Raw genomic sequence first — 15,149 nt, 5'->3', positions numbered from 1 at the left:
GCGGCGTCGGCGTGTCAGGAGGCTTCGGTCTCGGCGCCCGGTGGTTTGGCGGCGCCGGCGCCCTCCAGCAAGGCTCTGACACGGTCGTAGACGTCGGAGTAGCGGGCCTCCGCGCCGTGCCGGGTGGGCTCGTAGTAACGGCGGTCCTTCACGGTGTCGGGGGCGTACTGCTGTGCCGCCACGCCGCCGGGGACGTCGTGGGCATAGATATAGCCCTTTCCGTGGCCGAGCGTCTGGGCTCCGGAGTAATGAGAGTCACGCATGCCCGGCGGGACCGGACCGGCCAGTCCCTTGTGCACGTCTTCCAGCGCCGCGCCGATGGCCTTCACCGCGGAATTGGACTTCGGCGCGAGGGCCAGGTGGATCACCGCGTGCGCCAGCGTGATCTGCGCCTCGGGCCAGCCGATGAAGGACACCGCCTGCATCGCGGCCACGGCCACCTGCAGCGAGCTGGGATCGGCCATGCCGATGTCCTCGCTGGCGGAGATCACCAGGCGCCGGGCGATGAAGCGCGGGTCCTCCCCGGCGTCGACCATGCGGGCCAGGTAGTGCAGGGCGGCGTCCACGTCGCTGCCGCGGACCGACTTGATGAAGGCGCTGGCGACGTCGTAGTGCTGGTCGCCGTCGCGGTCGTAGCGGACGGCGGCGCGGTCGACCGCCTGCTCCATGATCTCCAGGGTCAGCTCGGCCGGGCCGTCGCCCTTGGCCGCCGCGAGCGCCCCGGCCGCACCGGCTTCCAGCGCGGTGAGGGCGCGGCGGGCGTCGCCGCCGGCGATGCGGAGCAGGTGCTCCTCGGAGTCCTGCGGGAGCGCGACCTTGCCGTCGAGCCCGCGCTCGTCCTCCAGCGCGCGGTGGATCACCTCGCGGACGTCGTCCTCGGTCAGCGGCTGCAGGGTCAGCAGCAGGGAGCGGGACAGGAGCGGGGAGATGATCGAGAAGTGCGGGTTCTCGGTGGTCGCGGCGACCAGGGTGACCCAGCGGTTCTCCACGGCGGGGAGCAGGGAGTCCTGCTGGGCTTTGGAGAAGCGGTGGATCTCGTCGAGGAACAGGAGGGTCTCGCGGCCGTACATGCCGAGCTCGCGCTTGGCGCGCTCGACGACGGCGCGGACCTCTTTGACGCCGGCGTTGATCGCGGACAGCTCGGCGAAGGTGCGCTCGGTGGCGTTGGCCAGCACGTAGGCCAGGGTGGTCTTGCCGGTGCCCGGCGGACCCCAGAGCAGGATGGAGGACGGCACGGTCACGCCGTCTCCGGTCTCGACCAGCCGCCACAGCGGGGAGCCGGCCCGCAGCAGGTGCTTCTGGCCGACGATCTCGCCGAGGACACGAGGGCGCATGCGGACCGCGAGCGGGGCCGCGTTCCTGGCCTTCTCGGTGCCCGCCTCCTCGAACAAGTCCAGCTGCTCCACGTCACGACCTTAGCGCCCCGTACCGACACAGCCGTCCGTCACAGCCGTCCGTCACAATGATCGCTATGACCGAACCAGTGATACGGCGCACGGAGGCGGTCGGCGAACTGTTCGCCGTCGCGGGCACGGACTACCTGCTGCGCTCGGACGCCGCACCCGAGGAATCGCTGGCCCAGCAGGGCGTGGCCTTCATCGCCCCCGACGGCGGCTTCGCCTTCGGCGGCTCGGCGGACGGCCCGGGGCTGGTCGACTGGCTGACCGTGGTCGGCGCCCCGGAGACGGCCCGCGCGCTGCTCGACCACGCGCTCGCCGAGCTGCCGCGCACCCCGCACGGCTTCAGCGTCCCGCGCGAGACGGACCTGGGTCCGCTCGCCGCCGCGGAATTGGAACATTGGGACTTCATGGCATTCGACCCGGCGTGGGGCGTCGAGCTGCCGGCGCTACCAGGCGAGGAGCGGGTGGCGGAGATGATGCCCTCCGCCGAGGCCGACGCCGAGATCGGCGATTTCCTGAAGGTGGCGAACCCCTCGCACTCGGCGAAGCCGGGCTGGGAGGGGATCGAGGCGTGGGGCGTGGTGCGCGACGCTGAGGGCGCGCTGCTGGCCTGCGGCGCGTATTGCCGGCGCGAGGGCGGCAACGGGTACCTGGCATCGATAGGCACGCGCCCGGAGGCACGCGGCCAAGGACTCGGCGCGGCGGTCTCGGCATGGCTGACCCGCCGCTCGCTGGCCAACGGCGACGCCTTCTGCGCCCTCGGCCACTGGCACCCGAACGAACCCGCCCGCCGCATCTACGCACGCCTGGGCTTCCGCACGACGCACCGCATGAAGAGCGGCAGGCTCCCGGCGTGAGCCGCTTCGACCTGCGCGAGGTGTGCGTCGAACGCGCCGGACACCGCATCATCGACCACGTCACCGCGACCATCGCCCCCGGCCGCTGCACCGCCCTTGTGGGCCCGAGCGGCGCGGGCAAGACGACTCTCCTGCGCCTGTTCAACCGCCTCGACGACCCCGACAGCGGCACCGTCCTGCTCGACGGCGCGGCACTGGAGACCCTGGACGTCCTCGCGCTGCGCCGACGGGTCGGCCTGGTCGGGCAGCGGCCCGTGCTGGTGACGGCATCGGTGCGAGAGGAGCTGCGCGTCGGGGCGCCGCAGCTGACGGATGACGAGGCGCTCGAGCTGCTGAAGCGGGTAGGACTCGCACCGGAGTTCCACGACCGGCCGACCGAAGGCCTGTCCGGCGGCGAAGGACAGCGCGTTTGCCTGGCCCGCACGCTGGCGGTCGGACCGGACGTCCTGCTGCTCGACGAGCCGACATCCGCACTGGACCCAGAGGCCGCGGCAGCGGTGGAGGACACCCTGTGCGGCCTGCTCGGCGGCGGCCTCACCGCGATCTTGGTGAGCCACAGCGCCGCGCAGGTGCGGCGCATGGCCGACGACGCGCTGGTGCTGCGGAAGGGGCGGCTGGTGGAGAGCGGGCCGGTTGCGGGGGTCAGGTATGTGAGTGCGGGTGGGGCGGATTGAGGTGGGGCTCCGGGTGGGGTCGGCTCGGATCGGTAGGCGGAGGCAGGGCTCGGAGTCGGCGGGCTGAGGCGGCGCGCGGGCCGGATGCCATTGTGTTAGGACATTTTCGCCCCTTTTATATTGATACCTCACACTACTGACATCGCCGCCACGGCAGCTGCCCGCCGCCCGCCGCCCGACCTTCGCCGCCCGCTGCCCGCCGCCCGACCTTCGCCGCCCGCCGGTCGCCGCCCGCCGGTCGCCAGTCGCCAGTCGCCAGTCGCCAGTCGCCAGTCGCCAGTCGCCAGTCGCCGGTCGCCGGTCGCCAGTCGCCAGTCGCCGGTCGCCGGTCGCCGGTCGCCGGTCGCCGAACCATGTCGCACCAGCCCCCTAAGATCGCGGCATGAGCAGTCCCGCGGTGCCCGAGTGGACCGGCGTCGCGCTGTCGGTGAGCCTTGTCGGTGTTGCGGTGCTTATTGCGTGGCGGCAGCGGCTTGGGCTGGCTCGTGAAGTTGTTGTTGCTGCTGTGCGGGCGGGGGTTCAGCTCTTTCTGGTTGGCGCCGTGTTGCTCTTCCTCTTCGAGCATGCGGGACTGCCGGGTGGCTTCGCGTGGTTGGCCGTCATGGTGGTCATCGCTGGTCAGGTTGCGGGGCGGCGGGGCAGGGGGCTGAGGCACTCTCGGTATGTCGCCACTGCTGCTGTGGCTATCGCGGCGGCGGTGACTATGGGGGTGCTGATGGTGTTCGGCGTCATTCAGAGCACGCCGCGGGTTGTTGTGCCGGTGGGGGGCATGGTGGTGAGTGGGTCGATGGCGGCTACGGGGGTGACGTTGTCTCGCATGGTGGCGGAGGTTCGGGGGCAGCGGGCGGCTATTGAGGCGCGGCTTTCGTTGGGGCTCAGTGCCACTGCTGCCTTTGCGCCGCATCGGCGGGAGTTGTTGCGGACGGCGCTGATTCCGACATTGGATTCCACCAAGGTGGTCGGGTTGATCAGTCTGCCGGGGGCTATGACCGGGTTGATTCTGGCGGGGGTGTCGCCGGAGGTGGCTATCCGGTACCAGATTGTCGTGATGTACATGTTGCTGGCGGCTGCTCTGATGGCTGCTTTGGCGGCTGCGGAGCTGGGGCAGCGGATGTTGTTTACGCCGGCACACCAATTGCGGTAGTGCTGTGGGGGCGTAGAACACCTGGTCATCGCGGCTGGGTAGGGCTTGCCGGCGGGGAGTGCCCCCTGTCCGACCCTCAATCGCAGCCGGGCGTTAATCGCTCTCTCAGGCTGACATGCCTAAGCTCCACTCCCATGACTACTCCTAGCAGCACCGACAGCACCGACCGCGTGGGGGACGCCGAGGCTGAGAAGGCCGAGGCGACCACTGTCGTCGTCGACGCCTCCGCCGAGGACGACCGCCACGCCGACGAGACGCCTGAGATCGTCGCGGAGCTCGTCGAGGAGGACGACCTCGTCGAGGGCGCCGAGGACGACGTGGAGCCCTATGGCTTCCAGGACTCCCCCGCCTCCGGCTCGGCCTCGATCGTGGCCTCCGGCGCGGCCGCCGTCACGGCCGCGGGTCTGGCGATCACCTCGCTCGGCGGGAACTGGCTGGGCGACATCCTCTCGCAGCGGCAGTCCCTGATCGGGCAGATCAACACCGCCAACGCCCAGGCCGACGCGATCATCAAGCAGCGCTACACCGACGTGTGGCACAAGCAGGCGTTCGTCAGCATGGGCTTCGCGATCGCCGCCGTGGTGATCGCCGCCGCCGCCCTGTTCCTCGGCGCGTTCGCCGCCAAGCAGCAGGCGCCGGTCTGGGTGCGCGTCCTGACCTGGGGCGCCCTGGTGCTCGGCGTCGTCGGGCTCGGCGTGGCCGCGGCGATGTACTTCGACGTCTTCACCGGGACCATCACCGTTCCGGCCGGCGCCGCCAGCGGCGGGCAGTGACCGGCTACCGCCGAGACCACTGCTCCGCTGTCAGCTCGTAGCGGACTTCCCCGTGCTCGGAGCCCTCGATCGGCTCCAGCTCGGGGAAGAACGTCGCCACGTGCGCCAGCCCCAGCTTCTCCATCACGTTGCGCGAACCGCTGTTCACGAACATCGTCTCGGCCCAGACAAGCCGCACCCCGAGTTCGGTGAACGCCTTGCGGAGCAACGCCTGCGAGCCCTCCGTGGCATACCCCTTGCCCCACGCGGCCTGACGCAGCCGGTATCCCAGCTCGACCTCGTCCAGAGGTCCCTCGGCCTTGGGGCGCAGGATGAACCAGCCGATGAAGGCCTCGCCGTCCTTCTCGTGCGCGGCGAACAAGCCGAGCCGGTAGTCCCACTTCTCCGAGCCCGCCAGAATCGCCGGCAGGATCCGCTCCCGGACGTCCTGCGGCGGAGTCGGCTTGCCGCCGGTCAGGTAGCGCATCACGGCCGGGTCGCTGTCCAGCTCGATCAGCAGGTCGGCGTCGTCGGCCGTGAAGCAGCGCAGATACAGGCGGTCGGTCTCGAGATAGGTGTCCACAGAGCCGATCATGGCTCAGTCGGGCTCAGGCCACCCACAGGTTTTCGTCGGATACCGGTGGCAGCGCCGCCTCGCACCGGAACGCCGCCGCCAGCCGCCGCACGGCGTCCCGCAGCGTCTGCTCCGGCAGCGTGTACGGGATCCGCACCCGGTGCTCGAACGTCCCGGGGTCCACGCCGAAGTGCGGCCCGCCGACCAGCCGCACGCCGAACGCCGCGGCCCGCCCGGCCAGCTCCGAGGACGACGGCTCGCCCAGGTCCACCCACAGCGACAGCCCGCCCGGCGGCCGGCGCCACGACCAGTCCGGCAGCTCGGCGGTCAGCGCCTCCTCCAGCGCCGCCCGCTGCCGCCGCAGCCGCTCCCGCCGCTCCTCGACGAAGCCCCAACCGCGCCGCAGCAGCGCGACCGCGATGATCTGGTCCAGCACCGAGCCGGCCATGTCCATCGCCACCCGCTGCCCGGCCAGCTCGGTGGCCATCCGCGGGGTGGTCCGGATCCAGCCGATCCGCAGGCCGCCCCAGTGGCTCTTGGACATCGAGCCCACGCTGATCACCTGCTCGGCGGCCGCCCGCGAGACCGAGGCCGGGAACGGCGTCGGCGCCGGGACGTCCAGCGCCATGTCCGAGACCGTCTCGTCGTTGATGATCCAGGTCCCGGCGGCGCGCGCCGCCTCCGCGGCCTCGGCCCGGCGCTCCGGCGACATCAGCGTGCCGGTCGGGTTCTGGAAGTCCGGGATCAGGTACGCCACGCGCGGCGCCGCCTGCCGCAACTGCGCGGCCAGCACGTCGCATTCGATGCCGTCCTCGCCGACCGGCACCGGGACCGGCCGCAGCCGGGCCCGGCGCATCGCCTCGACGCTGTTCGGGTAGGTCGGGCTCTCCACCACGACCCGGTCCCCCGGTCCGCACAGCAGACCCAGCGCGAGCACGTTGCCGTGCTGTGCCCCGGAGGTGATGACGATCTGGTCCGGCGTGGTCGGCAGGCCGCGCTCGACGTAGCGCTCGGCGATCAGCTCACGCAGCTCGGGCCAGCCGGCGTGGTAGTAGCCGGTGTCCGCGGTCAGGGCCGAGACGGTCGGCGAGACCTCGGCCAGCACCTCGGCCATCAGCGCGCCGGGCATGCCGAAGGAAGCGCAGGACAGGTCGATGGCGACGTCGGCGGAGCCGGGCTGCGCGGGCAGCAGCCAGCCGCCGGAGACGTTCGGGCCGGCGCCGGGCGGGAGCGTGGTCCAGGTGCCCGAGCCGCGCCGGCTTTCTAGGAAGCCGTCCTCGCGCAGCAGGTCGTAGGCGGCGGTGACGGTGGTCCGGCTCATGCCCAGAGCGGCGGCCAGGTCGCGCTCGGCCGGGACCCGGGTGCGCAGCGCGATGCGGCCGTCCAGGATCAGGGCCCGGACCGTGTGCGCCAGCGCGCGGTAGGCCGGGCGGCGCTCCGTGTCGGCGGCCGATTCGGCAGTACCCAGATGCGAGACCTCGCGGACCAGCCGCGCCAAGCGCGTGCTGCCCACCGTGCGGTCGGTCGTCGCCAGTTCCAGCGGAGCCGCCATGCCACCCTCCCTAGATTGGCCCTACAGAAGCGGGCCACTTCACCTCCATCCTGGGGGAAGTGGCCCGCAAGGGCAATCCTGAGGGAGGCCAGCATGACCAGCACGGTGCCCGCCGAGCGCGTGTCCCACCCCGCCGCCGTGGCCGGCGACCAGGCCGAGCGCGCGATGCTCGGGCGGCACGAGGACCGGATCGCCGATCCGCTGCCGGTCGGCGCCGCGGCTCGAGCCGCCCTGGCCTGGCTCTGGGCCCTGATCCCCCGCGACCGCCGCGCGCACCGCATGGTCCAGCTCCAGCTCGGGCTGGTCCTGTACGGCGTCAGCGACGGCATGATCCTGATGTCCGGCCTCGGCGCCAACCCCTGGGACGTCTTCCACCAGGGCCTGGCCAAGCACCTGGGTCTGCAGGTCGGCACCACGGTGATCCTGGTCGGCGTGGCGGTGATGCTGTTCTGGATCCCGCTGCGGCAGAAGCCCGGCTTCGGCACGCTCAGCAACGTGGTCGTGGTCGGCCTGGCGATGGACGGCGCGATGGCCTGGATGCCGACCCCGCACGCTTGGTGGCTGCGCTGGGGCGAGATGCTCGCCGGCATCGCCCTGAACGGCGTGGCGACCGGCGCCTACATCGGCGCCGGCATGGGTCCCGGCCCGCGCGACGGCGTGATGACCGGCTACGCCGCCCGCGGCCACTCGATCCGCGTGGTCCGCACCTCGATGGAGCTCACGGTCCTGTCCGTCGGCTGGCTCCTCGGCGGCACGGTGGGCATCGGCACCGCCGCCTACGCCCTGCTGATAGGCCCGCTGGCGCACCGGTTCATCCCACTGCTGGCGATCAAGCCGAAGGATGGCGCTGCGGCGGAGCGGACGGCGAAGGCGGAGAGGGTGGAGAAGGCCGAGAAGCGGCCTCGGGTGGCGGCGGGGGCAGGAGCGGGAGCGCTGGCATCAGAGAACTGCTGCTGAGCTTGCGGGACTGGTGAGATCTGCTGCGCGTGCGAGTACGGCTAAGAGCTGCTCAGGTCTGCCGAGCCGCTGAGAGCTACTGAGCTTGCTGAACCGCCTAACCGATCAATTTCAGCACCGCGTCGCACAGGTCCTGGGGCAGGATGAAGGAATCAGACTCCTTCATGTCCAGCACCACGCCGTCCACGCCGTCATAGTCCGCGAGCTGGAACAGCGTCGCGGCGGACATGTCCGCGGCGCCGGTCACCCCGGGGTCGCGCTTCTGGTGCGCGGTATACAGGTCCGGCGCGGTGAACGCCATGACGTAGTTGCCCGGCGGCTTCAGCAACGCCACGACGCGCGGCCGGCCGGTGTCGTCGACCGGGACGACGTAGTGCTCGAAGGCGGCCAGCCGCATGCCGAGGTCCTCGGCGCTGTCGTTCAGCGCGGTCTCGATCTGCAGGGCGCTGATCCACCGCGCCAGGAAGTCCAGCACGGCGTCGTCGATGCCCACCGACCAGCCGTGCACCCCCGGACCGGCCGGGTTCACCCGGATCTCGGTGACGTTCCGGGTCAGCGCGCCGAACACGTCGACGCCGGAGACCGGGCCGCCGGCCGCGGCGAAGGCCGCACCGGCCTGGATCGCCGCGTCCACCTGGCCGGCGTCGGTGAACAGCCACAGGTCCCCGGGCGCCGGCGCCTGGCCGAGGGCCGGTGTCGGGATCATGCTGTCGTAGACCTTGCGGTCGGGGAAGGTCTCGTCCAGCCACAGCATCGGGGCGTACCAGCCGTCGTGGGCGAGCAGTGCGCGCACCACGTCGCTCTCCGAGGCTTCTCCGCGTGCGTAATCGGCCAGTACTCCGGTCACCACAGGCATGCGACAAGTCAATCAGGGTTCGGCGACCGACAACAAGGGCGGGCCGGGATCACGCCCGGCCCGCCCTCGGTTGACCCGCTTGCTACCGGCTTAGTACCGGCTTACCACCCGCTCGCTATCGGCTTACTTCTTGGCCTCGTACACCGCGTCCACGCCGGCCTCCTTGCGCTGCGCCGCCGTGATCGGCGCCGGGGCGCCGGTCAGCGGGTCGCCGCCGGTGGCGGTCTTCGGGAAGGCCATCACGTCGCGGATGGTGTCCGCGCCGGTCAGCAGCGCGACCAGGCGGTCCAGGCCGAAGGCGATCCCGCCGTGCGGCGGCGGGCCGTAGTTGAAGGCCTCCAGCAGGAAGCCGAACTGCGACTGCGCTTCTTCCTGGGACAGCCCGATCGCGTCGAAGGCGCGCTCCTGCACGTCCTTGCGGTGGATACGGATCGACCCGCCGCCGAGCTCGGTGCCGTTGAGCACGATGTCGTAGGCGTTGGACAGCGCCGAGCCGGGGTCCTTGTCGAAGGTGTCCAAGCTCTCGGCGGTCGGCGCGGTGAACGGGTGGTGCACCGCGTGCCAGCCGGTCTGCTCCCCCGCGGCGTCCTCGATCGGCTCGAACATCGGGAAGTCCACGACCCACAGGAACTTCCACGCGCTCTCCTCGATCAGCGCGCCGCGCCGGCCGATCTCCAGGCGCGCCGCGCCCAGCAGCTCCTGGGAGGCGGTGCGCTTGCCGGCGGCGAAGAAGACCGCGTCGCCGGGCTTGGCGCCGACCTTGTCGGCCAGCCCGGCCAGGTGCGCCTCGGACAGGTTCTTGGCGACCGGGCCGCGCAGCTCGCCGGTCTCGGCGTCGATGACCACGTACGCCAGCCCGCGGGCGCCGCGCGCCTTGGCCCAGTCCTGCCAGCCGTCCAGCTCCTTGCGGGTCTGGGCCGCACCGCCCGGCATCACCACGGCGCCGACGTAGGGCGCCTGGAACACCCGGAACTCGGTACCGGCGAAGTACTCGGTCAGCTCGGTGAGCTCCTGGCCGAAGCGCAGGTCCGGCTTGTCCGAGCCGTAACGGTCCATCGCCTCGTGGTACTTCATCCGCGGCAGCGGCAGCGGGATCTCGACGCCGAGCGTCTCCTTCCACACCGCGGCCACGATCGCCTCGCCGATCCTCAGGATGTCCTCCTGGTCGACGAAGGAGGCCTCGACGTCCAGCTGCGTGAACTCCGGCTGCCGGTCGGCGCGGAAGTCCTCGTCCCGGTAGCAGCGCGCGATCTGGTAGTAGCGCTCCAGGCCGGCGACCATCAGCAGCTGCTTGAACAGCTGCGGGGACTGCGGCAGCGCGTACCAGGTGCCCGGCTGCAGGCGCACCGGCACCAGGAAGTCGCGCGCGCCCTCGGGGGTGGAGCGGGTCAGGGTCGGGGTCTCGACGTCGAGGAAGCCGTGCTCCTCCATGACGTCCCGGATGACCTTGGTGGCCTTGGAGCGCATGCGCAGCGCCCGGGCCATCGGCTCGCGCCGGATGTCGAGGTAGCGGTACTTCAGCCGCATCTCCTCGTTGATGTTCGAGCTCTTGTGCTCGTCGATCGGGAACGGCAGCGGCGCGGCCGGCGAGAGCACCTCGACGGTGTCCACGACGACCTCGATCGCGCCGGTCGGCAGGTCCGGGTTCTCGTTGCCCTCGGGGCGCACGCGCACCTCGCCGGTGGCCACGACGCAGTACTCGTTGCGCAGGTCGTGCACGGACTCGCTCTCGCGAACCACGACCTGCACGAAGCCCGACGCGTCACGCAGGTCCAGGAAGGTGACGCCCCCGTGATCGCGCCGCCGGGCGACCCACCCGGCCAGCGTGACGGTGGTACCGGCATCGGACGCGCGGAGCGTCCCAGCCTCGTGGGTGCGGATCACTTCAATTTCTCCTGAATCGTCGTGACGATGTCGGTGAAGGAGACAGACTCCTGCTCACCGGTCGCCAGTTCCTTGATCTGAATGATGTTCTCCGCGATGTCCCGCTCGCCGAGCACCAGCGCGTAGCGCGCGCCGGAGCGGTCGGCGGCCTTCATCGCGGCTTTGATGCCCTTGCTGCCGTAGCCGAAGTCGGCCGCGACGCCGGACCGGCGCAGCGTGGTGACCAGCTCGAAGAGCACCTCGCGCGCTTGGTCGCCCAGCGGCACCGCGAAGACGTCCAGCTGGTCGCCGGCGGCCACCTCGCGGCCCTCGGCGTGCAGCGCCAGGACGGTCCGGTCCACGCCGAGCGCCCAGCCGACGCTCGGCAGGCTCGGCCCGCCCAGCTCCTCTGACAGCCCGTCGTAGCGGCCGCCGGCGCCGATCGCGGTCGGCGAGCCGGTGATGCCGCTGTGCACGTACTCGAAGGTGGTGCGGGTGTAGTAGTCCAGGCCGCGGACCAGCTTCGGGTCGTCGAGGAACTTCACGCCGGCCGCGGTGAGCAGGCGGCGGACCTCCTCGTGGTAGGCCCGGCACTCCTCGCAGAGGTTGTCGCTGATCAGCGGGACTCCGGTGAGCTGCCTCTGGACCGCTTCGCGCTTGTCGTCGAGGACTCGCAGAGGGTTGATCTCAGCCCTCTTGCGCGTCTCCTCGTCGAGGTCCAGGCCGCGCAGGAACTCCTGCAGCTTCTCCCGGTAGACCGGACGGCACTTCTGGTCGCCGAGGGAGTTCAGCAGCAGGCTGTACTCGGTCAGGCCCAGACCCCGGTAGATGTCGTCGCCGATGATCAGCAGCTCGGCGTCCAGCGCCGGGTCCTCCGCGCCGAGGGCCTCGGCGCCGACCTGGGAGAAGTGGCGGTAGCGGCCGCGCTGCTGCTTCTCGTAGCGGTAGAAGGAGCCGGAGTACCACAGCTTCACCGGCAGGCTGCCGCGGATCAGGTTCGCCTGCAGGGCGGCGCGCAGCACCGAGGCGGTGCCCTCGGGGCGCAGGGTGACGTCGTCGCCGCCGCGGGTGGTGAAGGAGTACATCTCCTTGGTGACGATGTCCGTGCTCTCGCCGACGCCGCGCTTGAACAGCGCGGTCGACTCGAAGGTGGGCGTCTCGATGTAGTCGTAGCCGGCGGCGCGCAGCGGCGCGGTCATCGCCTCGCGCACGCCGAGGAAGGCGGCCGAGTCCGGCGGGAGCAGGTCGAAGGTGCCCGGCGCGTTCTGGAACTTGCTCATGGTGTGTGTGGGTATCCCTACAAGCCGCGGGGTTTGACCGACAGCGGCGCGGCTTCCGTCAAGAACGGGTTCGTGGCGCGCTCGCGGCCGATCGTGGTCTGGGGGCCGTGGCCGGACAGGACGACGGTCTCGTCCGGCAGCGGCAGGCAGACGCGGGCCAGTGACGCCAGCAACTCGTCGCGATCGCCGCCGGGCAGGTCCCAGCGGCCGACCGCTCCGGCGAACAGGAGATCCCCGGTGTAGAGCACCTGCGGGATGTCCTGCTGCTCGGGAGTCCGGAACGTCACCGAGCCCTTGGTATGGCCCGGGGTGTGGTCGACGGTGATCTCCAGACCGGCCAGGTTCAGCACGACGCCGTCGGTGAGCTCCTTGACGTCGGAGGGCTCGACGAACTTCGACTGTCCGAAGACCTTCGTGCCCGGTGCGATGCCCAGCCACTTCTGCGGGTCGGTGAGCATCTCGCGGTCGCCGGGGTGGATGTAGGCCGGGACGCCGTAGTCGCCGCAGACCGGGACCACGCTCATCGTGTGGTCGACGTGGCCGTGGGTCAGCAGGATCGCGACCGGCTGGAGCCCGTGCTCCCGGACGGCGTCCTCGACCCCGGGGACGGCGTCCTCGCCGGGATCGATGATCACGCACTGCTCGCCGGCGGCGGGCGCCACGAGATAGCAGTTCGCACCCAGGCTTCCGGCTGGGAATCCGGCGACAAGCACGCGCGCCCCACAGGGTTGGTCGAACCGGTCGGTCGCCGCGTGGGCCGGACCGAACGATCGATGCGGTCGAAAGAGGTTCCCTACGCAGGCTACCGGGGGCGCCGGTCCCTTTGCGAACTCATTGGAAGCTCACAGGTGATTTCTAGGGAACGCACCGTACACTGTGCGGCTGAAAGCTCGATCACACAGTGTGGACCTGAGATGACCTCGGCCGGCCACGGCCGACCACAACCGGAGGCGAATCGGTGACCAGCAAGGACCGTCAGCGAGAGCTCGAGCGCGCCCGGTACGAGCGCGTCCAGGCCCGCTTGGCGCAGCAGCAGGCGACGGCCAAGAAGCGCAACGTGATCACGGCCATCGTCGCCGCCGTCGCGGTGGTCGGGATCGGAGTCGGTGTCGCTGTCGCGACCAGCGGCAACAAGAGCGGGACGACTTCCGCGGCAGCCTCGGCGCCGACGTCCTCGCCCTCGGACACATCCTCGGCCACGGACGCCCCGTCCTCGCCCGCGCCGACCAGCTCCAGCCCGGAGCAGATCGGCTACCAGAAGACCGGCAACGCGTCCAAGGACGTCGGCGTGCCGACGTACAACGCGGCCGACGCGGCCAAGCCGTACAGCGCGACGATCGCCTTCAACTCCGGCGACATGACCTTCGACGCGCTGACCACGAAGGCGCCGTACACCACGTTCTCCTTCAAGTACCTGGCCGGCAAGGGCTACTTCAACAACACCACCTGCCACCGCCTGGTGACCTCCGGCATTTTCGTGCTGCAGTGCGGCGACCCCAGCGGCACCGGCAGCGGCGGGCCCGGCTACCAGTTCCAGGACGAGAACCTGACCGGCGCCACCTACCCGGCCGGCACGATCGCCATGGCGAACGCGGGCCCGGGCACCAACGGCAGCCAGTTCTTCATCTGCTTCAAGGACTCCCCGCTGCCGGCGAACTACACCCCCTGGGGCAAGGTGACCGCCGGCATGGACGTGGTCACCAAGATCGCGGCAGCCGGCGAGGACGACTCCAACGGCGCCGGCGACGGCAAGCCGAAGCAGACGGTCACCATCAAGAGCGTGACGATCAAGTAGCTCCGGCGTGCGGACCCCTGCGGGCCCGAACTGGCCCGAGGAACAGCGGTTCGATTCCGGAACGTGACGCGGGCCGTCCCCTCATCGGGACGGTCCGCGCTATTGTTTCCCACTGGACGACCGGGACCCGGATCCGTGCAGGTGTATGTGGCGGACCGGTCCGCAGACACCCCGGTCCAGCAGAACTTGGAGGCTCATCGTGGGCGAGGCAACCGAGGCTTGGGGCCGGGTCGCCGAGGACGGCACCGTCTACGTCCGGACCGCCGACGGCGAGCGGCAGGTCGGCTCGTGGGCGGCGGGGTCCCCGGACGAGGCGCTGGCGTACTACCAGCGCAAGTTCGACGGGCTCAAGGTCGAGGTCGACCTGATCGCCAACCGGCTCAAGCAGAGCGGTCCCTCCGCGCCGTCCCCGAAGGACGCGCTGGACAAGATCGGCAAGCTCCGCGAGTCGATCTCCGGCGCGAACGCGGTCGGCGACCTGGAGGGCCTGCTGGCCCGGCTGGACGGCCTGGTGGAACTGGCCGAGCAGCGCAAGGCCGAGCACCGCGCGGTCCGCGAGCAGCAGCAGGCCGAGGCCCGCGGCGCCAAGCAGGCGCTGGCCGAGGAGGCCGAGCGCCTGGCGGCCTCCACCGAGTGGCGCGTGGCCGGGGACCGCATGAAGGTGCTGCTGGACGAGTGGAAGGCCGCTCCGCGCCTGGACCGCAAGACCGACGACGAGCTGTGGCACCGGCTGTCCCAGGCCCGCTCGGCCTTCGCCAAGCGCCGCAAGCAGCACTTCGCCGAGCTCGACGCCCAGCGCGTGGAGATCCGCGCGCACAAGGAGCAGCTGATCGCCGAAGCCGAGGCGCTGCAGGACTCCACCGACTGGAACCCCACCGCCGGCCGCTTCCGCGACCTGATGAGCGAGTGGAAGACCGCCGGCCGGGCCCAGCGCGACGTCGAGGACGAGCTCTGGAAGCGCTTCAAGGCCGCGCAGGACACCTTCTTCGCCGCCCGCAACGCCATCCTGGACGAGCGCAACGGCGCCGAGCGCGAGAACCTGGCCGCCAAGGAGCTCCTGGTGGTCGAGGCCGAGGCCCTGCTCCCGATCACCGACCACCGCGCCGCCCGCACCGCCCTGCGCTCCCTGAACGAGCGCTGGGAGGCCATCGGCCCGGTCCCCCGCGACGCCCGCCAGCGCATCGAGGGCCGCCTGCACACCGTGGACCGCGCCGTCGCCGAGGCGGAGGCAGCGGAACTCTCCCGCAAGGACCCGGAGAAGCGGGCCCGCGCGGAGGCGACGGTGGAGCAGCTGCGCACGGTGCTGGAGAAGCTGCAGGTGCAGGCCGACAAGGCGCGCGCTGCGGGGCAGGAGAAGAAGGCCGCGGAGGCGGAGGCTTCGATCGCCGCTCGGCAGGAGTGGCTGGCCGAGGCGGAGAAGGCGCTGGCGGAGTTCACGCGCTGAG

Annotated in this window: 14 protein-coding genes; 7 read left to right on the top strand and 7 right to left on the bottom strand. The window is 71.1% G+C overall.

Features of this window, described 5'->3' with window-relative positions; translation table 11 throughout:
* Positions 1 to 14: 14 nt before the first annotated feature.
* Positions 15 to 1,406 carry a replication-associated recombination protein A gene (locus CACI_RS11830; protein ID WP_012786586.1) on the bottom strand — a complete coding sequence of 464 codons (1,392 nt, stop codon included), beginning with the start codon at positions 1,404 to 1,406 and terminating at the stop codon, positions 15 to 17.
* Between the two features lie 65 nt (positions 1,407 to 1,471).
* Between CACI_RS11830 and CACI_RS52275 the strand changes: the two genes are divergently transcribed.
* From CACI_RS52275 to CACI_RS11810, 4 genes are all read left to right on the top strand, one after another.
* Positions 1,472 to 2,257: a GNAT family N-acetyltransferase gene (locus tag CACI_RS52275; protein WP_049871550.1), complete on the top strand. Its 786-nt coding sequence runs from the start codon at positions 1,472 to 1,474 to the stop codon at positions 2,255 to 2,257.
* Positions 2,254 to 2,931, top strand: a complete 678-nt coding sequence (locus CACI_RS11820; protein WP_012786584.1) for an ABC transporter ATP-binding protein — start codon at positions 2,254 to 2,256, stop codon at positions 2,929 to 2,931. Before CACI_RS52275 ends, CACI_RS11820 begins: the two co-directional genes overlap by 4 nt.
* A gap of 382 nt (positions 2,932 to 3,313) precedes the next feature.
* Positions 3,314 to 4,075, top strand: a complete 762-nt coding sequence (locus tag CACI_RS11815) for an ABC transporter permease (protein WP_041540170.1) — start codon at positions 3,314 to 3,316, stop codon at positions 4,073 to 4,075.
* A 134-nt stretch (positions 4,076 to 4,209) separates the two neighbouring features.
* Entirely contained in the window at positions 4,210 to 4,848 is a 639-nt protein-coding gene (locus CACI_RS11810; protein ID WP_012786582.1) for a hypothetical protein, read from the top strand.
* A gap of 4 nt (positions 4,849 to 4,852) precedes the next feature.
* On the opposite strand, the gene CACI_RS11805 is transcribed toward CACI_RS11810, so the two are convergent.
* Together CACI_RS11805 and yczR are read right to left on the bottom strand one after the other, a co-directional pair.
* Positions 4,853 to 5,410 (bottom strand): GNAT family N-acetyltransferase, encoded by a 558-nt coding sequence (locus CACI_RS11805; protein WP_143765208.1) that lies wholly within the window; start codon positions 5,408 to 5,410, stop codon positions 4,853 to 4,855.
* A gap of 25 nt (positions 5,411 to 5,435) precedes the next feature.
* A complete protein-coding gene (gene yczR / locus CACI_RS11800; RefSeq protein ID WP_012786580.1) occupies positions 5,436 to 6,953 on the bottom strand; it encodes a MocR-like transcription factor YczR in 1,518 nt (505 codons plus the stop codon).
* A 93-nt stretch (positions 6,954 to 7,046) separates the two neighbouring features.
* On the opposite strand from yczR, the gene yczE reads away from it, so the two are divergent.
* A complete protein-coding gene (gene yczE, locus CACI_RS52270) occupies positions 7,047 to 7,910 on the top strand; it encodes a membrane protein YczE (protein WP_012786579.1) in 864 nt (287 codons plus the stop codon).
* A gap of 97 nt (positions 7,911 to 8,007) precedes the next feature.
* On the opposite strand, the gene CACI_RS11790 is transcribed toward yczE, so the two are convergent.
* The 4 genes from CACI_RS11790 to CACI_RS11775 form a co-directional block, all read right to left on the bottom strand.
* A complete protein-coding gene (locus CACI_RS11790; RefSeq protein ID WP_012786578.1) occupies positions 8,008 to 8,766 on the bottom strand; it encodes a hypothetical protein in 759 nt (252 codons plus the stop codon).
* A 123-nt stretch (positions 8,767 to 8,889) separates the two neighbouring features.
* Positions 8,890 to 10,650: an aspartate--tRNA ligase gene (gene aspS, locus CACI_RS11785; protein ID WP_012786577.1), complete on the bottom strand. Its 1,761-nt coding sequence runs from the start codon at positions 10,648 to 10,650 to the stop codon at positions 8,890 to 8,892.
* Entirely contained in the window at positions 10,647 to 11,909 is a 1,263-nt protein-coding gene (gene hisS / locus CACI_RS11780) for a histidine--tRNA ligase (protein WP_012786576.1), read from the bottom strand. The genes aspS and hisS overlap by 4 nt, the downstream gene beginning before the upstream one ends.
* A 17-nt stretch (positions 11,910 to 11,926) precedes the next feature.
* Positions 11,927 to 12,622, bottom strand: a complete 696-nt coding sequence (locus CACI_RS11775; protein WP_012786575.1) for an MBL fold metallo-hydrolase — start codon at positions 12,620 to 12,622, stop codon at positions 11,927 to 11,929.
* Between the two features lie 245 nt (positions 12,623 to 12,867).
* On the opposite strand from CACI_RS11775, the gene CACI_RS11770 reads away from it, so the two are divergent.
* Both CACI_RS11770 and CACI_RS11765 read left to right on the top strand, forming a co-directional pair.
* Positions 12,868 to 13,704 carry a peptidylprolyl isomerase gene (locus tag CACI_RS11770; RefSeq protein WP_012786574.1) on the top strand — a complete coding sequence of 279 codons (837 nt, stop codon included), beginning with the start codon at positions 12,868 to 12,870 and terminating at the stop codon, positions 13,702 to 13,704.
* Positions 13,705 to 13,903: 199 nt separating this feature from the next.
* Positions 13,904 to 15,148 (top strand): DUF349 domain-containing protein, encoded by a 1,245-nt coding sequence (locus tag CACI_RS11765; RefSeq protein WP_012786573.1) that lies wholly within the window; start codon positions 13,904 to 13,906, stop codon positions 15,146 to 15,148.
* Position 15,149 lies beyond the last annotated feature (1 nt).

The organism is Catenulispora acidiphila DSM 44928, from assembly GCF_000024025.1.
GTDB classification, from domain to species: Bacteria; Actinomycetota; Actinomycetes; order Streptomycetales; family Catenulisporaceae; genus Catenulispora; species Catenulispora acidiphila.
Note: the sequence above shows the minus strand (reverse complement) of the source record. Positions and strands in the feature narration are given on the sequence as shown.